Source organism: Streptomyces sp. NPDC056361 (assembly GCF_042262805.1).
Classification (GTDB): Bacteria; Actinomycetota; Actinomycetes; order Streptomycetales; family Streptomycetaceae; genus Streptomyces.
On record NZ_JBHJQI010000104.1, the window covers coordinates 1 to 21,490 of the forward strand.

General features: G+C 72.1%; 15 protein-coding genes. 13 read left to right on the forward strand and 2 right to left on the reverse strand.

The window, feature by feature from the left end; genetic code table 11:
- Positions 1–352 precede the first annotated feature (352 nt).
- The 9 genes from leuS (at position 353) to ACFCY7_RS28095 (ending at position 12,987) form a co-directional block, all read left to right on the forward strand.
- On the forward strand, positions 353–3,229 hold the full coding sequence (leuS, locus tag ACFCY7_RS28055; RefSeq protein WP_376488841.1) for a leucine--tRNA ligase: 2,877 nt from the start codon (positions 353–355) through the stop codon (positions 3,227–3,229).
- Positions 3,230–3,372: 143 nt separating this feature from the next.
- Complete coding sequence (locus ACFCY7_RS28060) at positions 3,373–4,089, forward strand: hypothetical protein (protein WP_376488842.1); 717 nt, start codon at positions 3,373–3,375, stop codon at positions 4,087–4,089.
- 103 nt (positions 4,090–4,192) lie between these two features.
- Positions 4,193–5,038 (forward strand): DegV family protein, encoded by an 846-nt coding sequence (locus tag ACFCY7_RS28065; RefSeq protein ID WP_376488843.1) that lies wholly within the window; start codon positions 4,193–4,195, stop codon positions 5,036–5,038.
- A 264-nt stretch (positions 5,039–5,302) separates the two neighbouring features.
- Entirely contained in the window at positions 5,303–6,238 is a 936-nt protein-coding gene (locus ACFCY7_RS28070) for a helix-hairpin-helix domain-containing protein (RefSeq protein WP_376488844.1), read from the forward strand.
- Positions 6,235–9,006, forward strand: coding sequence for a ComEC/Rec2 family competence protein (locus ACFCY7_RS28075; protein WP_376488845.1), 2,772 nt, complete (start codon positions 6,235–6,237; stop codon positions 9,004–9,006). The genes ACFCY7_RS28070 and ACFCY7_RS28075 overlap by 4 nt, the downstream gene beginning before the upstream one ends.
- Before the next feature lie 67 nt (positions 9,007–9,073).
- Positions 9,074–9,694 (forward strand): winged helix-turn-helix domain-containing protein, encoded by a 621-nt coding sequence (locus ACFCY7_RS28080; RefSeq protein WP_376488846.1) that lies wholly within the window; start codon positions 9,074–9,076, stop codon positions 9,692–9,694.
- A gap of 5 nt (positions 9,695–9,699) precedes the next feature.
- Complete coding sequence (locus tag ACFCY7_RS28085) at positions 9,700–10,962, forward strand: MFS transporter (protein WP_376488847.1); 1,263 nt, start codon at positions 9,700–9,702, stop codon at positions 10,960–10,962.
- Positions 10,963–11,047: 85 nt separating this feature from the next.
- Positions 11,048–11,998 (forward strand): arylamine N-acetyltransferase, encoded by a 951-nt coding sequence (locus ACFCY7_RS28090; protein WP_376488848.1) that lies wholly within the window; start codon positions 11,048–11,050, stop codon positions 11,996–11,998.
- 104 nt (positions 11,999–12,102) lie between these two features.
- Complete coding sequence (locus ACFCY7_RS28095) at positions 12,103–12,987, forward strand: YceI family protein (RefSeq protein WP_376488849.1); 885 nt, start codon at positions 12,103–12,105, stop codon at positions 12,985–12,987.
- Between the two features lie 27 nt (positions 12,988–13,014).
- On the opposite strand, the gene ACFCY7_RS28100 is transcribed toward ACFCY7_RS28095, so the two are convergent.
- Positions 13,015–13,257: a hypothetical protein gene (locus ACFCY7_RS28100; protein WP_376488850.1), complete on the reverse strand. Its 243-nt coding sequence runs from the start codon at positions 13,255–13,257 to the stop codon at positions 13,015–13,017.
- Positions 13,258–13,319: 62 nt separating this feature from the next.
- Between ACFCY7_RS28100 and holA the strand changes: the two genes are divergently transcribed.
- Complete coding sequence (holA, locus tag ACFCY7_RS28105) at positions 13,320–14,312, forward strand: DNA polymerase III subunit delta (protein ID WP_376488851.1); 993 nt, start codon at positions 13,320–13,322, stop codon at positions 14,310–14,312.
- 1,384 nt (positions 14,313–15,696) lie between these two features.
- Here holA and rpsT read toward each other — a convergent pair.
- Positions 15,697–15,963, reverse strand: coding sequence for a 30S ribosomal protein S20 (gene rpsT, locus ACFCY7_RS28110; protein WP_055643511.1), 267 nt, complete (start codon positions 15,961–15,963; stop codon positions 15,697–15,699).
- A gap of 185 nt (positions 15,964–16,148) precedes the next feature.
- On the opposite strand from rpsT, the gene lepA reads away from it, so the two are divergent.
- The 3 genes from lepA (at position 16,149) to hemW (ending at position 21,370) form a co-directional block, all read left to right on the forward strand.
- A complete protein-coding gene (lepA, locus tag ACFCY7_RS28115) occupies positions 16,149–18,014 on the forward strand; it encodes a translation elongation factor 4 (RefSeq protein ID WP_376488852.1) in 1,866 nt (621 codons plus the stop codon).
- A 197-nt stretch (positions 18,015–18,211) separates the two neighbouring features.
- Entirely contained in the window at positions 18,212–20,089 is a 1,878-nt protein-coding gene (locus ACFCY7_RS28120; protein WP_376488853.1) for an AMP-dependent synthetase/ligase, read from the forward strand.
- Between the two features lie 39 nt (positions 20,090–20,128).
- The gene (gene hemW / locus ACFCY7_RS28125; RefSeq protein ID WP_376488854.1) at positions 20,129–21,370 is read left to right on the forward strand and encodes a radical SAM family heme chaperone HemW; all 1,242 of its coding nucleotides are present in this window, start codon (positions 20,129–20,131) and stop codon (positions 21,368–21,370) included.
- The last annotated feature ends 120 nt before the right edge of the window (positions 21,371–21,490 follow it).

Below are 21,490 nucleotides of genomic sequence, written 5' to 3' on the forward strand. Positions count from 1 at the left end.
AGAGCGCCTGCATGGCATGCAGGAGGTCAGGAGTTCAATTCTCCTTAGCTCCACAGAAGAGAAAGCGGGCCACCCGAACAGGGTGGCCCGCTTCTTTGTCGTCACCTTGCTTCTCCTTCGCCCCCGATCTCTCGCGGCATCCCTGGAACGCCGGTGCGGCCCGTGCGAGCCCTGCGGTACCCTGGCGCCATGCGTGCCGTACGCCTCCTGCTTACCGAGCCGCGCTGACCAGTCCCGGCGGACGACAGACAATCCGTCGGAGTCGGCGCGGCATCCCCTCCTGTGCGAGGGGATTTTTCATTTCGGCAGCCAGTGGCCGTGGGCAGAGACGATCGATGGAGCTTCAAGGACCATGACCGAGATCAATACGGCCGCCGAGACGGCGGCCCCGCATCGCTACACGGCAGCCATGGCCGCCGACATCGAGGCACGCTGGCAGGACTTCTGGGACGCCGAGGGCACCTACGAGGCGCCGAACCCCACCGGTGACCTGGCGGGCGACCCCGCGGTCGCCGCCCGGCCCAAGAAGTTCATCATGGACATGTTCCCGTACCCCTCGGGTGCGGGTCTGCACGTCGGCCACCCGCTCGGCTACATCGCGACGGACGTCTTCGCCCGCCACGCGCGCATGACGGGGCACAACGTGCTGCACACCCTGGGCTTCGACGCCTTCGGTCTGCCGGCCGAGCAGTACGCCGTGCAGACGGGCACGCACCCGCGTGTGTCCACCGAGGCCAACATGGAGAACATGAAGGTCCAGCTGCGCCGGCTGGGCCTGGGCCACGACAAGCGCCGGTCGTTCGCCACGATCGACCCGGAGTACTACAAGTGGACCCAGTGGATCTTCCTGCAGATCTTCAACTCCTGGTACGACGACGAGGCCCGCAAGGCCCGTCCGATCGCCGAGCTGATCGAGCAGTTCGAGAACGGCACGCGTGAGATCCCCGGCTCCACGCGCGCGTGGAGCGAGCTGACCGCCGCCGAGCGCTCCGACGTCCTGGGCGAGTACCGCCTGGCGTACGCGTCCGAGGCGCCCGTCAACTGGTGTCCCGGCCTGGGCACCGTCCTCGCCAACGAGGAGGTCACCGCCGACGGACGTTCCGAGCGCGGCAACTTCCCCGTCTTCAAGTCCAAGCTGCGCCAGTGGAACATGCGGATCACCGCCTACGCGGACCGCCTGCTGGACGACCTGGACGGGCTGGACTGGCCCGAGGCCATCAAGCTGCAGCAGCGGAACTGGATCGGCCGCTCCGAGGGTGCCCGCGTCGACTTCCAGGTCGGCGACACCGGTGCGATCACCGTCTTCACCACCCGTCAGGACACGCTGTTCGGCGCCACCTACATGGTCCTGGCGCCCGAGCACGACCTGATCGAGAAGATCGTCCCGGCCGTCTGGCCCGAGGGCACCCACGACGTGTGGACCGGCGGGCACGCCACCCCGTCCGAGGCCGTCGACGCCTACCGCAAGCAGGCCGCCTCCAAGTCCGACGTCGAGCGCCAGGCCGAGGCCAAGGACAAGACCGGCGTCTTCACCGGCGCGTACGCGACCAACCCGGTCAGCGGCGAGCAGGTCCCCGTCTTCATCGCCGACTACGTCCTGATGGGCTACGGCACCGGCGCCATCATGGCCGTCCCGGCGCACGACACCCGCGACTTCGCCTTCGCGCGCGCCTTCGAGCTGCCGATGCGCTGCGTCGTCGAGCCGAGCGACGACCGCGGCACCGACCCGTCGACCTGGGACGACGCCTTCGCCTCCTACGAGGCGAAGCTGGTCAACTCCGCCAACGACGCCATCTCCCTGGACGGCCTGGGCGTCGTCGACGCCAAGGCGAAGATCACCGCCTGGCTCGCCGACCGCGGCATCGGCGAGGGCACCGTCAACTTCCGGCTGCGCGACTGGCTGTTCAGCCGCCAGCGGTACTGGGGCGAGCCCTTCCCGATCGTCTACGACGAGGACGGCGTCGCCCACTCGCTGCCCGAGTCGATGCTGCCGCTGGAGCTGCCGGAGGTCGAGGACTACTCGCCGCGCACCTTCGACCCGGACGACGCCGACACCCGGCCCGAGACCCCGCTGTCCCGCAACGAGGACTGGGTCAACGTCACCCTGGACCTGGGCGACGGCGCCGGTCCGCGCCGCTACCGCCGCGAGACCAACACCATGCCCAACTGGGCCGGCTCCTGCTGGTACGAGCTGCGCTACCTGGACCCGCGCAACTCCGAGAAGCTGGTCGACCCCGAGGTCGAGCAGTACTGGATGGGCCCGCGCGAGGGCATGCCGACCGGTGGCGTCGACCTGTACGTCGGCGGCGCCGAGCACGCCGTGCTGCACCTGCTGTACGCGCGCTTCTGGTCGAAGATGCTCTTCGACCTGGGCCACGTCTCGTCGGCCGAGCCGTTCCACAAGCTCTACAACCAGGGCATGATCCAGGCCTTCGTCTACCGGGACGCGCGCGGGATCGCCGTGCCGGCGGCCGAGGTCGAGGAGCGCGACGGCGGCTTCTGGTACCAGGGCGAGAAGGTCAGCCGCGTCCTGGGCAAGATGGGCAAGTCCCTGAAGAACGCGGTCACGCCCGACGAGATCTGCGCCGAGTACGGCGCCGACACGCTGCGCCTGTACGAGATGGCGATGGGCCCGCTGGACGTGTCCCGCCCCTGGGACACGCGCGCGGTCATCGGCCAGTACCGGCTCCTGCAGCGCCTGTGGCGCAACATCGTCGACGAGTCGACCGGCGAGGTCACGGTCGTCGACACCGCGCCCGACGAGGACACCCTGCGCGCCCTGCACAAGGCGATCGACGGTGTCTCGCAGGACATGGCGGCGATGCGCTTCAACACCGCCATCGCCAAGATCACCGAGCTGAACAACCACCTGACCAAGTCCGGCGGTGCGATCTCCCGGCCGGTCGCCGAGCAGCTGGTCCTGCTGGTCGCCCCGCTGGCCCCGCACATCTCCGAGGAGCTGTGGCGCAGGCTGGGCCACACCGACTCGGTCGTCCACCAGGACTTCCCGGTCGCCGACCCGGCGTACGTCGTCGACGAGACCGTGACCTGCGTCGTGCAGATCAAGGGCAAGGTCAAGGCCCGCCTGGAGGTCTCCCCGTCGATCACCGACGCGGAGCTGGAGACGCTGGCCCTGGCCGACTCCCACGTCGTCGCGGCGCTGGGCGGCGCGGAGATCCGCAAGGTGATCGTGCGCGCGCCGAAGCTGGTCAACATCGTCGCCGGCTAGCGGCACGTAGCAGCGATCAGCAGCACATAGGGGTTTCCCCTACGGGCAGGTTGGGGGTTCGATTGGAACCCCCGACCTGCCCGATCCGTTTACGGTGGAAGAACCACAGTCGTGGGGACTCGACGGATGCCGGAGGGGCACACATGGAAGCCACGATTATCACGATCATGGCGCTGCTCTTCTTGTCCTTCGTGGCACTCGGGGTGTTCGTCACCGTGAAGGTCGCGAAGGCCGCCAAGCGCGGCGTCGACCGCACCCTCGACCAGGCCCGGCGCACGGTCGAGGACACCACGCTGCGGGCCAAGAGCTTCGGCCAGGCCGGGGTCGCGAGCGAGCTGGCCCGACTGCGGCTCGCACTGCGCACCTCGATGCGGGCCACCCAGGAGGCGCTACAGGCCGGCGCCGTCGAGGACGCCTCGCTGAAGGAGTCGCTCGAACTGTTCCACCGGCTCAGCGCACACGGTCTCGAACTGGACGGGGACCTCAAGCGCCTGGAGCGGGAGCCCGACCGGGCCTGGGTGGCCGGACAGCTCCCCGAGCTCACCGCACGGACCGAGCGGATCACCGGCTCGGCCGACGCGCTGCGGCGCGCGGCCCGGGACCGGGCCGTCAGGTTCGCCGAGGACGACCTGTCGACGCTCAGCGCGCAGATCGACGTCGAGGCGGGCGCCCTGCGCCACTGGACCGGACCGGAGGCCACGCCGGAGACGGCGCAGGGGACCGCTCCCGGTGCCGGTGCCGCGCGCGCCGGGGCTCCCGGGACGGTGCCCGGAGCAGAGCCGTCCGCGATCACGGCGCCCGACCCCCGGCGGACCGCCTACCCCTGGGAGAAGAGCGCCCGGCCGGAGACCACCACCTGACCCGGAGACCACCACCCGACGGAGCGGCTGCTCACGGGCAGGACGCCCCCCCCCAGGGGGGTCGGGCTGCCGCGCGGCGGCCCCGGCGGGTAACCTCCCGCTCATGTCCCGGCATGTCGCGATCGTCACCGATTCCACGGCCTATCTGCCACGCCAGACGAGGGAGCGGCACGAGATCACCACGGTCCCGCTGACCGTCGTCATCGGCGACCGGGCCCTCGAGGAGGGCACCGAGATCTCGGCCGTGGCCCTCGCCGAGGCCCTGCAGAAGCGGCGGCCCGTCACCACCTCGCGCCCGAGTCCCGAGGTGTTCGCCGCCGCGTACCGCGCGGCGGCCGCGGCGGGGGCGACCGGCGTCGTCTCGCTCCACCTCTCCGCCGAGGTCTCCGGAACCTACGACGCCGCCGTCCTGGCGGCGAAGGAAGCGCCCCTGCCCGTGCGGGTGGTCGACACCCGCATGATGGGCATGGCACTGGGCTTCTGCGCCCTGGCGGCGGCGCAGGTCGCCGAGGCGGGCGGCTCGCTCGACGAAGCGGTCGCTGCGGCCGAGAAGCGCGCCGCGGGAACCTCCGCCTACTTCTACGTCGACACCCTGGACTATCTGCGCAGGGGCGGGCGCATCGGCACCGCGCAGGCGCTCCTCGGCTCGGCGCTCGCGGTCAAGCCCCTCCTCGAACTCGACGGCGGGCGCATCGAGCTCCGGGAGAAGGTGCGGACCGCCTCCAAGGCCATCGCCCGCCTGGAAGAGATCGCCGTCGAGCGTGCCGGCTCCGGCGCCGTCGACATCGCCGTGCACCACCTCTCCGCACCCGAACGGGCCGCCGCCCTGGCGGACCGGCTCAGGGAGCGCGTACCGGGAGTCGAAGAGCTCCAGGTCAGCGAGGTCGGCGCGGTCATCGGCGCGCACACGGGCCCCGGGCTCCTCGCGGTGGTCGTCTCGCCGCGCTGACACCGCCCGTCCCCCGGGAGAGTGACGGAGTTTTCCACAACGGCCGCCCTCTCCACGGAACGAAGGCGAGCCCCGCACGGCGTGCTCGTGACTCCTACCGTCACGAGCATGACTCTTCGCACACGCATCGCATCGACCGCTCCCCGGACCACGGGCTCCGCGGGCCCTTCGACGAGCGGGCCCGGCCGACCGCCGGGCTCGGACGGACGGAGCCGCCCCGGAGGACGCGGCACGTCCCCGGGCCGGGCCAGGAGGCGCACCCGGGTGAGGCGGGTCGCCACCGTGTCCGGCGCCGCCGCACGGCAGCGGGGGGAGGCCATGTTCCCGGCGGTGGCGCCACCGGTGGAGCCCGAGGCATGGGAGCCGCCCCTGCAGGTACGGGAGGAACCCGCGGCGCCGGAGCGCGGTTCGCCTCCCGGACTGCGGGCGCGACTGGCCGAGGTCGTCCGTGAGCGGACACCGGTCTGGGTGCAGACGAGGTGCGGCCTGGAACCGAGGGCGCTGGCCGCGCTGACGGTGCTCCTCGTCGTGGCCGCGGGACTCGCGGGCGCGCACTTCTGGACGGGGCGACCGCAGCCGGTGGGTGCCCCCGAGCTCGTCCGGGCCGCCCGTGAGGCGGCGGCACCCGAGGCGCTGGGAGTAGCCGGCGTACCCGGCCTGCGGGCTGGGGCCGGAGTCGGGGCCGGGGCTGGGGTTGGTTCGGGGACGAGGTCGGGGTCGGGGGCAGGGGGTACCGGGGCGTCTGCGGTCTCCGGGGCCTCCGGGGCGAAGGTCGTCGTCGACGTGGGCGGGAAGGTGCTCAGGCCCGGAGTGCTGACCCTGCCGGCGGGCTCACGGGTGGCGGACGCCCTGCGGGCCGCCGGTGGGGTGCGCCCCGGCGCCGATCTCACCGGACTCAACCGGGCCCGCGTCCTGTCCGACGGTGAGCAGGTGCTCGTCGGTCTGCCGGGGATGCCGTCCGGCGGGGCCGGATCGGGTGCCGGGAGCGCGGGCGGCGGTGCGCCCGGGATGCCGCTGAGCCTCAACACGGCCACGGTGGAGCAGCTGGACACCCTTCCCGGCGTCGGCCCCGTCCTCGCCCGGCACATCGTCGACCATCGCGTCGAGCACGGCGGATTCCGGTCGGTCACGGAGCTGCGTGAGGTGAACGGCATCGGCGAGCGCAGGTTCGCCGACCTCGAACCGCTGGTCCGGCCATGAGGCGCGGCACGGAGCCCGGGGACGAGGGGCCCGTGGACCTCCGGCTCGTCCCGCTCGCGGTCGCGGCCTGGGCGGCGGCCGCCTGCGCGGTGGGGGCCACGGGCTGGTGGACGCTGGCGGGTGTCGCCGTCTGTCTGGCGGGGGCCGCAGTCCTGCTGGTGCCGGCATTGGCCCGGCGGCTGGGTGGCGGCGTGGAGCGCGTCTCCGGGGAGAGCGCCGTCGGGCGGGCGGCGGAGGGGGCGGCTGAGGTGTCCGTGGTGCCGGTGGCTCCATGGGATTCAGTGAGGCCCGTGCGGCCAGTGAGGCCAACGAGGCCCATGCGGCCTGTGCAGTCCGTGCGGCCAACGGTATCTGCGGTGCCGGTGGCGTCCGTGGTGCCTGTGGTGGACGCGGTGTCCGTGGTGGACGCGGTGTCCGTGGTGGGCACGGTGCCTCAAGTGGATGGAAGGCGGGCGGGGCGGGTCTCGCCCGGGTGGCGGCTGCGGGCGACGGCGTGCGCCGGGGTGCTGCTGTGCGCGGCGGCCGGGGCGGCCTCGGCGGGGCTGCACGCGGCGGATCTGCGGCGGGGGCCCGTGCCGGCGCTGGCGGAGGAGTACGCGCGGGTACGGACGGAGGTGACGGTGACCTCCGATCCACGGCTCACCAGGCCCCGGGTGCGGGGCAACGCGATGGCTCCGGTCTCGGTCGTCCTGGACGGCGAGGTGACTCGGGTCGAGCGGTCGGACGGATCGGTTGACCGGACCCGTGCGCCGGTCCTGGTGATCGTGCCGCCGGGTGAGGGGCGGGCGGAATGGCTGCGGCTCCTTCCCTCCACCCGGCTGAGGGTCGGCGGCAGGCTCGCGCCACCGCTGCGTTCCGGCGAGCCGTTCGCCGCGGTGCTGAAGGCCGACAGGGCGGGACCGCCGGTGGTCGTGGGTCCGCCGAGCCGGCCGCAGCGGACGGCGGGGGAGTTGCGCGCCGGGCTGCGGAGGGCGACGGACGGGCTCGACCCGGACGCGCGGGCCCTGCTGCCGGGCCTGGTCGTCGGGGACACCTCCAGGATCACCCCGGAGCTGCGGGACGCGTTCGAAGCGGTCGACCTCACCCATCTGTTGGCGGTCTCCGGCAGCAACCTCTCGATCGTCCTGCTGCTGCTCGTCGGGCGTCCCGGGAGGGCGCACCACGTGGAGAGGGGCGGGCTCGCGCCCCGGCTCGGCATGTCGCTGCGGGCCACCGCGATGGCCGGGGGGGCACTGACCGTGGCCTTCGTGGTCGTCTGCCGACCCGATCCGAGCGTGCTGCGCGCCGCGGCCTGCGGGTTCGTCGTGCTGCTCGCGATCGGCACCGGCCGCCGGAGATCGCTGATCCCCGCGCTGGCCGCCGCCGTCCTCGTCCTGGTGCTCTACGACCCCTGGCTCGCGCGGAGTTACGGATTCCTGCTCTCGGTCCTGGCCACCGGATCGCTACTGACGGTCGCCCCGCGGTGGAGCGAGGCGCTGCGGCGGTGCCGGGTTCCCGGTCGGCCGGCGGAGGCGCTGGCCGCCGCGCTGGCCGCGCAGGCGGTGTGCGCTCCGGTCGTGGTGGTGTTCGCCGCCCGGGTGAGCATGGTCGCGATTCCGGCGAACCTGTTCGCCGAGCTCGCGGTCGCGCCCGCGACCGTGCTCGGATTCGCCACCCTCGCCCTCGCGTCGGTGTGGACGCCGGGTGCGGAGGGCCTGGCGTGGGTGGCGGGATGGCCGGCCGGCTGGATCGCGTGGGTGGCCCGCAGGGGTGCCGCGCTGCCGGGGGCGGAGCTGGAGTGGCCCGGAGGGTGGTGGGGCGGCCTGGGCCTCGCGCTGCTCACGGCCCTGGTGGTGTTCGGGGCGCGCAGGCTGCCGCACCGAGGGCCGGTCGTCGCGCTTCTGGCCGTACTGCTCCTGGTCGTGGTGGTGCGGCCGGCGCCGCTGCCCCGATGGTTCACCGGGTGGCCGCCGCCGGGGTGGGTGTTCGCGATGTGCCAGGTCGGGCAGGGGGATGCGACGGTGCTCGCGGCTGGCGGGGACGCCGCGGTGGTGGTGGACGCCGGACCCGACCCCGTACCGGTCGACCGGTGCCTGCGGGAGCTCGGGGTGAGACGGGTGCCGTTGCTGGTGCTCACCCACTTCCACGCGGACCACGTGGCAGGGCTGCCGGGCGTGCTGCGGGGGCGGTCCGTGGGGGCGATCCAGACCACGGGGCTCGAAGAGCCGCCGGCCCAGGCGGCGTTCGTACGGCGGACGGCCGCCGCCGCGCGGGTGCCGTTGATCCCGGCGGGGCCCGGGGAGGAGCGGAGGGTGGGCACCCTGCAGTGGCGGGTGCTCTGGCCTCCGACGGATTCCCGGGGCGCTTCGGGGCGGTCGGCGGCCTCGGGGCGGTCGGGCGCTTCCGGAGCGGCCTCCGCCGGGCCGAACGACGCGAGCGTCACGCTGCTCGTCCGTACCGGGGGAGGGGTGAGTCTGCTGCTTCTCGGTGATCTGGAACCGCCGTCGCAGCGGGAGTTGCTGCGGGCGCATCCCGGTCTCGGGCCGGTGGACGTGCTCAAGGTCGCGCACCACGGGTCCGCGCACCAGGACCCGGGGCTGATGGACGCGGTACGGCCGAGGTTCGCGCTGGTGTCGACGGGGCGGGACAACCCGTACGGGCATCCCTCGCCCCGGACGGTGGAGGCGTTGCGGGCGGGCGGGGCGCGGGTGCTGCGGACGGATCGGGAGGGGGCGATCGCGGTGGTGGGGGCGGGGCGGGGGCTCGTGGCCGTGCCGAGGGGGTGGTGAGGGCTAGTAAAGGAACCCTTGTAAAGAAACCCTTGTAAAGAAGTCTTTCTAAAGATAGGTTTTCATCATGCCGGAGACCAGTGAGCCGCCCCCCGGGGGCGAGCAGCCCCGCAGCATCCGTCTGACCGACCCCCGCGCCCTTCGGGCCTATGCCCACCCCCTGCGGATGTCCCTCGTGGGACTGCTGCGCAGCAGCGGACCCTTCACCGCGACCCGGGCCGCCGAGCTGACCGGCGAATCCGTGGCCAGCTGCTCCTACCACCTGCGCATACTCGCCAAGTACGGGCTCGTCGAGGAGGCGCCGGGCGGGCGGGGGCGGGAGAAACCCTGGCAGGCCACGGCCCGGTACACGGAATGGCCCGAGTACAGCGAGGACGCGACCGTCGCGGAGGCCGCCGACGCGCTGAGCGCCGCGGTCGCCGAGCGCTACTTCGAGCGGGTCACCCGCGCCATGGAGAACCGCCACCGGCTGCCGAGGGAGTGGCGGGAGGCCGAGCAGTTCGGCGACTCCCTGCTCCACCTCACGCCCGAGGAGCTGGCCGGGCTCGGAGAGCGGATCGACGCCCTGCTCCGGCCCTACGAGGCGCGCGCGTCCGACCCGTCCCTCAGGCCCGAGGGCGCGCGGCAGGTCAGCATCCTGCGGATCGCCTACCTGGACCAGGACGTTCCCGACAGCGAAGGGGAGTGAGGGGGATGGCCCTCGTGGAACGTGTGCCGGCACTGCTGCGTGAGCGTGCCTTCCGCCGCTACTGGACCGGCCAGACGGTGTCCCTCACCGGCGACCAGATCTCGCTGATCGCCATCCCGCTCGCCGCCGTCCTGATCCTCGGCGCCGACGCCGCCGCGATGGGCTGGCTCAAGACCGCCGAACTCGTGCCGACCCTCCTGTTCAACCTGCCGCTCGGTGCCTGGGCCGACCGACAGGCACACCGCAGACGCGCGATGATCGCGGCCGACCTCGGCCGGGCCGCACTGGTGCTGACGCTCCCCGTCGCCTACGCCCTCGACGCCTTGACGCTCGGTCAGCTGTACGCGGTGGCCTTCGGGGTCGGGGCGCTCACCGTGCTCTTCGAGGTCTGCAACGCGACGCTCCTCGTCGCGCTCGTGCCCACCGAGAGCTATGTCCAGGCGAACGCGCTGGTCAACGGCAGCCGTTCGATGTCCTGGCTCGCCGGACCCGGGATCGGCGGCGTCCTCGTGCAGGTGCTCACCGCTCCGTTCGCCCTGGTCGCGGACGCCCTCACCTATGTCGTGTCGGCCGGGTACCTGGCTCGGATCAAGCCCGTCGAACCCCCGCCGGCGCCCGTGGCCAAGGGACACTTCACCGAGGGGCTGCGCTGGGTGCTCCGGGAGCGCTCGATGCGCGCGCTGTTCGCCGCCTCCGGCACCGTCCAGTTCTTCAACTACATGTTCCACACCCTCTTCGTGCTCTACGTGACGACCGAACTCGGCATCGGCGCGGGTCTGCTCGGCCTCATCCTCGGCGCCGGAGCGGTGGGCGGACTCATCGGCGCGGCGTGCGCCGGATCGGTCGTCCGAAGGATCGGCGTCGGTCCCTCGCTCGTCGCCGGCTTCCTCGGTTTCACGCTGCCGCTGCTGCTGATACCCCTGGCCGACGGGCCGCTCCCGCTGGTGGTGGCCGTGATGTTCGCCGCGGAGTTCCTCTCCTGCGTCGGAGTGATGATCGCGGACATCGCCGGGGGATCGTTCCAGATGGCGCTGATACCCGACGCCGTACGGGCACGGGTCATGGGCGCGTACCGGACGCTCAACCACGGCTTCCGCCCGCTCGGCGCGCTCGTCGGCGGCCTGCTCGGCACCGCGATCGGGCTGCGTCCGACGCTGTGGATCGGCACCGCCGGCGCCGTGCTCGCCGTGCTGTGGCTGCTGCCCTCGCCGCTGCCGCGGATGCGCGAACTGCCCACGAGGGAAGAGGAGTCGGTACCCGTCGGCTAGGGGGTGACCTGTCGATCAGGCCACGCGCCCGACATGATCGGGAAGACACCCCCTAGGGGAGTCCGGCGCCCGGCAGACTTCCGGTATGACGACACCACCGACGCTGCCCGTCCCGTCCGATCCCTCTATCCCCGATCCGTCCGTCCCCGATCCCTCCGCCGCTGAGTCCCCCGTCTCCGAGTTCTCTGTCCCTGAGTCCTCTGTCACCGAGCCCTCTGTCCCCGAGCCCTTCGTCCCCGGGGCGGCCGACGTCGAGGCCTACCTGCGGCGCATCGGGGCGGAGCGTCCGGACCGGGCCGACGCAGCCGCGCTGCGCGACCTGCACCTGCGGCACTTGCGGACCGTTCCCTTCGAGAACCTGTCGATCCACCTCGGCGAGGACATCGTCCTGGACGAGAAGGCGCTGCTCGACAAGGTGGTCGGAGCCGGCAGGGGCGGCTTCTGCTACGAGGTGAACACCGCGTTCGCCGTCCTGCTCCGCGGCCTCGGATACCGGGTGTCGCTGCTCCAGGGGCGGGTCATCGGGCCGGAGGGGAAGCCGGGCATCCCGTACGACCACATGGCGCTGCTGGTGGAGACGGCCGAAGGCGGGCGGTGGCTGGCCGACGTCGGGTTCGGCGACCACGGGCACTTCCCGCTGGCCTTCGACGAGCGGGCCGACCAGGAGGACCCGGGCGGTGTCTTCCGGATCGTGGCGACCGCCGACGGCGACCTGGACGTACTGCGGGACGGGAAGCCGCAGTACCGGCTGGAGCCCCGGCCGCGCGAGCTCGCCGACTTCACCGCCGGGGCCTGGTACCACCGGACCTCGCCCGACTCGCACTTCACGCGCTCCCTCATCTGCTCCCTGCTGACCGAGGACGGCCGGGTCACGCTCAGCGGCGGGAAGTTGATCACCCGCGTCCACGGCGAGCGGTTCGAGCGGGAGCTCGAAGGGGAGGCGGAGGTGCGCGACGCGTACCGGGACCTGTTCGGGATCGTCCTCGACGCGCTGCCGGTCGTACGCGGGGAAGAAGCCGAAAAGCGGAATTCATAATTCGGACCCTCGGTAACACTTGCCCCGTTTGCCTCGAACCCCCCAACGGTGATCGAATGCGAATTCGTTGCACAGTGAACGAGTCGCACGGGGGTGCGTGAAGAATGTTCGACCGTCTCTTCGGGAAGCGTGCGGTGGGGGCAGCGCGGGGTGGACCGCTCGCCGGTGTCCCCATCCCCGCCACGGCAGGAGTGCTGAGCTGCCGGGTGCTCGACCCCGTGCACGAGCCCGTCCGCCAGGCCGAGTTCGTCGTCAGCGACGCCGCCGGCCGCAAGGTGCTCGCCGGAGAGACGGACCCGTACGGCACCGCGCTCGCGACCGTGCCGGCGGGCGAGTACCGGCTCGCCGTCACCGCCGAGGGCTACACGCCGCACCACGGCACCGCCGTCGTCGCCGTGGGCGGCCACACCGGCCTCGGCGACGTCCTGCTCCAGGTCGCCCCGCAGCCCCAGCTGCCGGAGCCGGGCGACTGGGAGATCGACCCGATGCACTCGCAGATCGGATTCACCGCGCGCCACATCGGCCTGGCCCGGATCCACGGCCGGTTCAACAGCTTCGCGGGCGCCGTGCGGATCGCCGACCGCATGGAGAACTCGGCGATGCACGTCGTCATCGACGCGGCCTCCATCGACACCGGCGTCCAGATGCGCGACGACCACCTGCGCTCGGGCGACTTCCTCGACATCGGCGCCTACCCGACGCTGGAGTTCTTCAGCGAACGCTTCACCCACCGGGGCGGCAACCGGTGGGCCGTCACCGGAGCCCTCACCCTCCACGGCGTCAGCCGCACGGTGACGCTCGACACCCAGTACCTCGGCCTCGGGAACGGCCTGGAGGGCGAGACGCGAGGCGCCTGCCGCGCCAGCACCGAACTGCACCGCGAGGACTTCACCCTCACCTGGCAGACGCTGCTCGCGCGCGGGATCGCGGCCGTCGGATCCAGCATCAGCATCGACCTCGACATCCAGATCGTGCCGAAGAAGGGCTGACGGGGCGGGGCGGCGGTGGCCCCGGGGTTACGGGGCTTCCAGCCAGCCCTCGTACTCGGCCGCCAGCGCGTCCAGGGCCGTCGCGTCGAGGCGGCCGTCCGGGTCCTCCACGACCACCAGCCACTGCGCGTCCTCGGCGTCGTCCTCCCCGGCCAGGGAGTCCCGTACGAGCTGGGGTTCCTCGGCGACGCCGAAACGGTCGGGGAGTTCCCCCGCGAGCTCCTCGGCGGAGTCGCGGTCGGGGAGTACCAGTACGTGTCGTTCACTCACCCCGCCATTCTCGCGCGCCGCCGGGAACGGGCTGTCAGTGGCCCGTGGGATGCTGGATCGCGATGGCCACCAGAAAGACTTCCCCCGACGACCTCCTCGGCCCCGTGACGCTCGCGGTGGGGCAGGAGGACCTGCTCCTCGACCGCGTCGTCCACGAGGTGGTGGCGGCCGCGCGGGCCGCCGACGCCGACACGGACGTCCGTGACCTCACCCCCGACCAGCTCCAGCCCGGGGCGCTCGTCGAACTCACCAGCCCCTCGCTCTTCGCCGAGCGCAAGGTGCTGATCGTGCGGAACGCGCAGGACCTCTCCGCCGACACGGTCAAGGACGTCAAGGCCTACCTCGGTGACCCCATCGAGGACATCTCCCTCGTCCTCCTCCACGCCGGTGGCGCCAAGGGCAAAGCCCTGCTCGACGCCGCGCGCAAAGCCGGAGCGCGGGAGGTGGCCTGCCCCAAGACGACGAAACCGGCGGAGCGGCTGACCTTCGTGCGGCAGGAGTTCCGGGCCCTCGGGCGTTCCGCCACGCCCGAGGCCTGCCAGGCGCTCGTCGACTCGATCGGCAGCGACCTCCGCGAGCTCGCCTCCGCGGTCGCGCAGCTGACCTCCGACGTCGACGGCACGATCGACGAGGCCGTCGTCGGTCGGTACTACACCGGGCGCGCCGAAGCCTCCTCCTTCAACGTCGCCGACCGTGCCGTCGAGGGGCGCGCCGCGGAGGCCCTCGAAGCCCTCCGCTGGTCCCTCTCCACCGGCGTCGCGCCCGTCCTCATCACCAGCGCCCTCGCCCAGGGCGTACGAGCGATCGGCAAGCTCTCCTCCGCCCGCGGCGGCCGGCCCGCCGACCTCGCCCGCGAGCTCGGCATGCCCCCCTGGAAGATCGACCGCGTCCGACAGCAGATGCGGGGCTGGACCCCCGACGGCGTCTCCCTCGCCCTCCGCGCCATCGCCGACGCCGACGCGGGCGTCAAGGGCGGCGGCGACGACCCCGAGTACGCCCTCGAAAAGGCGGTGGTCGCGGTGGCGCGGGCGGCGAGGATGGGGCGCGGGGGGTAGGGGGCGGGCTGTTCCGGGTCCGTCTGGGTGCGGGTGCGGGTGCGGGTGCGGGTGTGGGTGTGGGAGGCGGTGCCGGTGGGCCGGTGCGGGCCGGTCCTGGCTGGTGCCCGAGCTGGTTCCCCCACCCCACCCCTTCCCGAAACCCTGCCGGGAGCTGCCGGTGCTGAGGTGACTCCCGGGGGTGCCCCCCCGGGGCCCTGGCGGGATAGGGGGAGCGGCCGCTTCGCGCCGCAGGCGCCCAGAGCCCCTGGCGGGACTGGGGGCAGCTTCGCGCCGCCGATTGTCGGTCCGGGTGTCTTGAACGGCTTCCGTTGGATCCGGGCGAACGGCGGGAAGTGACCCCACCTCCCGAACGGGTAGCCGACGGCTCACCTGGACCCCTGACGGCCTCTTCTCGCTGGCTGCGCTTGTGCGCGGGCCCCCACCGGCCCGCCGGTCGAACGCTTGGCGGAGCCACTTCTCGCCGTTCCGGTGGGGCCGCCGGAGACCGTCGCAGACAGTCCGGGCCTGCATGGCGGCCGGCGGCGGCCTTGCATGGTGGGGATGTCGGCCCTGGGACCGTGGCGGGGGCCGGCGGCTTCGCGCTGCCGCGTGTCCCGGGCTCCTGGCGTGGCTCACGGGAGCTTCGCGCCGCGACGTGCCGGTTCCCGGCCCCATGGCGGGGCCGATGGGCCTCGCGCCGCGAGTAATTGGCCTCCGGCCATACGGCGGAGCTGGCAGCAGCTTCGCGCTTCTGGCGGCGGTTTCGGCTGCCTCGGGTTGTCGGCTCCGGGCCTCTGGAGGGCTGTCGGCGGCTTCGCTCTGCGGGATCGGGCGCGGGTTCTCGGAGGACCGGCGGCGGCTTCGCTCCGCAGGACGTTGTTCCCGGACTTCTGGGGAGGAAGCGGCGGCTTCGCGGCCGTGAAGGAGCGGCCTCTTGGGGCCTTGGAAGGCGGCAGTGGCTTCGCGCCGCAGGGTAGCGCGACCTATCGGGCTCCGGGCGGGCCGGCGGTAGCATCCGCCTGCACGCCTGCACGCCTGCACGCCTGCACGCCTGCACGCCTGCACGCCTGCACGCCTGCACGCCTGCACGCCTGCACGCCTGTGCATGTACGGCCTGTGCCTGCGTCCGGCCGTCTCTTGTGGTCGCGCCCCTGTGGGACCCGGCCCTGAGCTGCGGGGGCCGGCCGTGAGCTGCTCGCCTGGCGTGCCCGTGGACTGGGGACGTGGCGGTGTCGGGGAACGGCGAAGGCCCCGGGCTCCTGGGGAAGGAGGGGGCGGGGCCTTCGGCGTAAGGGGTGGGCTCGCACCCGCGTGGCGAACGCGTCCGCGTGCGAGTCCGGGTGGTCGGGTGGGAGCGGGAGAGAGGGCCCGCTGGGTCCCGTGCGACCGGTTAGATCAGAGCTCAGCCCTGGAGGGTGGCAACCTTGGTGGCCAGCGCCGACTTCTTGTTGGCGGCGGCGTTCTTGTGGATGACACCCTTCGAGACAGCCTTGTCGAGCGCGCGGGAAGCGGCGCGAGAAGCCACGACGGCCTTCTCGACGTCACCCGCGGCGACGGCCTCGCGGGCCTTGCGGATCGCGGTCTTGAGCGACGACTTGACGGCCTTGTTGCGCAGGCGCGCCTTCTCGTTGGTCTTGTTCCGCTTGATCTGGGACTTGATGTTCGCCACGAAAAGAGCCTTTACAGGTTCGATGTTCCTTCTGGAGTGTGACTCGCAGGCTGAGAGGGCACACGAGACACAGCTGTCCACATTACCAGTCACTCTCGGGGCCGCCCAAACCGGGCGCCGGGCGACGGGCATGGGACCATGGAGCCTACGTATCGATCCGACATCGCCCCGAGACGAGACCCTGCGTGCCCGCGACTCCTACCAACGTGCCCGAGCCGAGCCGTACCGACCCGGCTCTGATCCGCAACTTCTGCATCATCGCGCACATCGACCACGGCAAGTCCACGCTCGCCGACCGGATGCTCCAGCTGACCGGTGTGGTCGACCAGCGGCAGATGCGTGCCCAGTACCTCGACCGGATGGACATCGAGCGGGAGCGCGGCATCACGATCAAGTCCCAGGCGGTCCGGCTGCCCTGGGCGCCCACCGACGGGCAGGGTGAGGGCAGGACGCACATCCTGAACATGATCGACACCCCCGGGCACGTCGACTTCACCTACGAGGTGTCCCGCTCGCTCGCCGCCTGTGAGGGCACGATCCTGCTGGTGGACGCGGCGCAGGGCATCGAGGCGCAGACCCTCGCCAACCTGTACCTGGCGATGGAGAACGACCTCACGATCGTCCCGGTCCTGAACAAGATCGACCTGCCGGCGGCCCAGCCGGAGAAGTTCTCCGAGGAGCTGGCCAACCTCATCGGCTGCCAGCCGGAGGACGTCCTCAAGGTCTCCGCGAAGACCGGCATGGGTGTCGAGGCGCTGCTCGACCGGGTGGTCAGGGACGTCCCGGCGCCGGTCGGCGTCGCCGACGCGCCGGCCCGCGCGATGATCTTCGACTCCGTGTACGACTCGTACCGGGGTGTCGTGACGTACGTCCGTGTCGTCGACGGCCAGCTCAACAAGCGCGAGCGCATCAAGATGATGTCGACGGGCGCCACCCACGAGCTGCTGGAGATCGGCGTCTCGTCGCCGGAGATGACCGCGTCCGACGGTCTCGGCGTCGGCGAGGTCGGCTACCTGATCACCGGTGTGAAGGACGTCCGCCAGTCCAAGGTCGGTGACACGATCACCTCCCTGCACAAGGGCGCCACCGAGGCGCTGGGCGGCTACAAGGACCCGAAGCCGATGGTGTTCTCGGGTCTGTACCCGCTGGACGGCTCGGAGTACCCGGACCTCCGCGAGGCCCTGGACAAGCTGCAGCTGAACGACGCCGCGCTCGTCTACGAGCCGGAGACGTCCGCCGCGCTCGGCTTCGGCTTCCGCGTCGGCTTCCTGGGTCTGCTCCACCTCGACGTGATCCGCGAGCGCCTGGAGCGCGAGTTCGGGCTCGACCTGATTGCCACCGCCCCCAACGTGGTCTACCGCGTGGTCATGGAGGACGGCAGCGAGCACACGGTCACGAACCCGAGCGAGTTCCCCGAGGGCAAGATCGACGACGTCTTCGAGCCCGTCGTGCGCGCGACGATCCTCGCCCCGAGCGAGTTCATCGGCGCGATCATGGAGCTGTGCCAGACGCGTCGCGGCACGCTGATCGGGATGGACTACCTGTCCGAGGACCGGGTGGAGATCCGCTACACCCTGCCCCTCGCGGAGATCGTCTTCGACTTCTTCGACCAGCTGAAGTCCAAGACGCGCGGTTACGCCTCCCTGGACTACGAGCCCACCGGCGAGCAGGCGTCCAGCCTGGTCAAGGTCGACATCCTGCTGCACGGCGACAAGGTGGACGCGTTCTCCGCCGTCACCCACAAGGACGCCGCGTACGCCTACGGCGTGCGGCTCGTCGCCAAGCTGCGCGAGCTGATCCCGCGCCAGGCCTTCGAGGTGCCGATCCAGGCCGCGATCGGCTCCCGGGTCATCGCCCGCGAGACCATCCGCGCCATCCGGAAGGACGTCCTCGCCAAGTGCTACGGCGGTGACATCTCCCGTAAGCGGAAGCTGCTGGAGAAGCAGAAGGAAGGCAAGAAGCGCATGAAGATGGTCGGCTCGGTGGAGGTGCCGCAGGAGGCCTTCATCGCCGTCCTGTCGAGCGACGAGTCGTCCGGCAAGAAGAAGTAGCAAGGGCGCCGCACGTAGCTGTCCTGTGCAACCAACGGGTCCACGCGCCGGGTGCGCGTGGGCCCGTTCGTTATGAAGCGACGCCCTGTAGCCCCTTACGCACCGGTCCTCGGCCCCTTACTCTGATCCCGGCTCGAAGGTTACTCGCCAGTTAGTTACGAACCACCAGAAGGCACCGCCGCCGCCCGGAGGACGTCGTGAGCGACACACAGACCCAGATCGAGAACCGGCCGCCCTCCGTGGCGTCCCTCTTCCTTACGCGCGTCGAGCGGACTCCGGATGCGGAGGCCTACCGCTATCCGGTACCCGCCGCCTCGGGTACCGGCCCCGACGAGTGGAAGTCGCTCAGCTGGGGGCAGGCCGCCGAGCGGGTCTACGCCATCGCCGCCGGTCTCGCCGACCTCGGCGTGCAGGCCGAGGAGCGGGTCGCCCTCGCGTCCTCCACCCGGGTCGAGTGGATCCTCGCGGACCTCGGCGTGATGTGCGCGGGCGCCGCGACCACCACGGTCTACCCGCAGACCAACGCCGAGGAGTCGGCGTTCATCCTCTCGGACTCCGAGTCGAAGGTCCTCATCGCCGAGGACGCGGCCCAGCTCGCCAAGGCGGTCGAGCGCCGCGCCGAGCTGCCGAACCTCCACCACGTGGTCGTCGTCGACGCCACCGGCGTGGAGAGCGACGGCGAGTTCGTGCTCTCCCTCGCCGAGCTCGAGGCGCGCGGCAAGGCCTACCTGGAGAAGCACCCCGAGGCGGTCAAGGAGCGGGTCGGGGCGATCACCTCCACCCAGCTCGCCACCCTCATCTACACCTCGGGCACCACCGGCCGCCCCAAGGGCGTCCGCCTCCCGCACGACAACTGGTCGTACATGGCCAAGGCCATCGCCGCGACCGGCCTCGTCACCCAGGAGGACGTGCAGTACCTGTGGCTGCCGCTCGCCCACGTCTTCGGCAAGGTCCTCACCTCGGGCCAGATCGAGGTCGGGCACGTCACCGCCGTCGACGGCCGCGTCGACAAGATCATCGAGAACCTGCCGGTGGTCCAGCCGACCTACATGGCGGCCGTCCCCCGCATCTTCGAGAAGGTCTACAACGGGGTCGCCGCCAAGGCCCGCGCCGGCGGCGGCGCCAAGTACAAGATCTTCCAGTGGGCGGCCGGTGTCGCCCGCGACTACGCCAAGGCCACCCAGGACAACTTCCGGCGCACCGGCACCGCCTCGGCGCCCTTCGGCCTCGCGGCGAAGCACAAGGTCGCCGACGCGCTCGTCTACGGCAAGATCCGCGAGGCGTTCGGCGGCAACCTGCGCGCCTGCGTCTCCGGCTCCGCCGCGCTCGCCCCCGAGATCGGCTACTTCTTCGCCGGCGCCGGCATCCACATCCTGGAGGGGTACGGCCTCACCGAGTCCTCCGCCGCCTCCTTCGTCAACCCCGGCGAGGCCTACCGCACCGGCACCGTCGGCAAGCCGCTCCCCGGCACCGAGGTCCGCATCGCCGACGACGGCGAGATCCTGCTGCGCGGCCCCGGCATCATGGAGGGCTACCACGGCCTGCCCGAGAAGACGGCCGAGGTCCTGGAGTCCGACGGCTGGTTCCACACCGGCGACATCGGCGAGCTGTCCGCCGACGGCTACCTCCGCATCACCGACCGCAAGAAGGACCTGATCAAGACGTCCGGCGGCAAGTACATCGCGCCGGCCGAGGTCGAGGGCCAGTTCAAGGCCGTCTGCCCGTTCGTCTCGAACATCCTCGTCCACGGCGCCGACCGGAACTTCTGCACCGCCCTGATCGCCCTCGACGAGCCCGCCATCCTCGGCTGGGCCGCCGAGCACGACCTCGCGGGCAAGCCGTACGCCGAGGTCGTCGCCGACGCGCGCACCCAGAAGCTGATCCAGGGCTACGTCGACCGCCTCAACGAGGGCCTCCAGCGCTGGCAGACGATCAAGAAGTTCCGTCTCCTGCCGCGCGACCTCGACATCGAGCACGGCGAGCTCACCCCGTCGCTCAAGCTGAAGCGGCCGGTCGTCGAGCGCGAGTACAAGGACCTCATCGAGGAGATGTACGCGGGCTCCCGCGAGTCCTGATCTCCGCCGCGCGACGGCCACCCCGGGCAGTACGGGACAATGGGACCCATGCCTTCCGTACTGCCCGATGGTGAGCCCGTACCCGACGACGGGGCGCTGCCCCCGCACGCCCTGGAAGGGGCGGGGGAGCGGCCGCTCGGGTTCTACCTGCACGTGCCGTACTGCGCCACGCGGTGCGGCTACTGCGACTTCAACACGTACACGGCGAGCGAGCTGCGCGGTACGGGCGGGGTGCTGGCCTCGCGGGACAACTACGCCGAGCAGGTCGTCGAGGAGGTCCGGCTCGCCCGGAAGGTCCTCGGCGACGACCCGAGGCCGGTGCGGACCGTCTTCGTCGGCGGCGGCACGCCGACGCTGCTCGCCGCCGGGGACCTCGTACGGATGCTGGGGGCGATCCGCGACGAGTTCGGGCTCGCGGACGACGCCGAGGTGACGACGGAGGCCAACCCGGAGTCCGTGAACCCGGCGTACCTGGCCGAGCTCCGCGAGGGCGGCTTCAACCGGATCTCCTTCGGCATGCAGAGCGCCAGGCAGCACGTCCTGAAGATCCTCGACCGTACGCACACCCCCGGGCGCCCCGAGGCGTGCGTCGCCGAGGCGCGGGCGGCCGGCTTCGAGCACGTCAACCTCGACCTCATCTACGGCACGCCCGGCGAGACCGACGACGACTGGCGGGCCTCCCTCGACGCGGCGATCGGCGCGGGCCCCGACCACGTCAGCGCCTACGCCCTGATCGTCGAGGAGGGGACGCAGCTCGCCCGGCGCATCCGGCGCGGCGAGGTGCCCATGACCGACGACGACGTGCACGCCGACCGCTACCTGATCGCCGACGCGGCCTTCGAGGCGGCGGGCTTCTCCTGGTACGAGGTCTCCAACTGGGCCACCTCCGAGGCCGGCCGCTGCCTCCACAACGAGCTCTACTGGCGCGGCGCCGACTGGTGGGGCGCGGGCCCCGGCGCCCACTCCCACGTGGGCGGCGTCCGGTGGTGGAACGTCAAGCACCCCGGCGCCTACGCGGCCGCGCTGGCCGCCGGGAACTCTCCGGGCGCCGGCCGCGAGCTCCTCTCCGAGGAGGACCGGCGGGTGGAGCGCATCCTCCTGGAGCTGCGGCTCCGGGACGGCGTCGACCTGTCCCTCCTGAAGCCCGCCGGGCTCACCGCGGCCGGCAAGGCCCTCGCCGACGGGCTCCTCGACCCTGCGCCGTACGAGGCGGGCCGCGCGGTGCTGACCCTGCGGGGCCGGCTGCTCGCGGACGCGGTGGTGCGGGACCTGGTGGACTGAGACATCCACCCCGGGGCCTCGCCCCCTCAGGAGCCTCGGATACCCCCGGGGGCCTCGCGCCGCATGGGACTGGGATACCCCCGGGGAGCCTCGCCCCTCAGGGGACCGAGATGCCCCCGA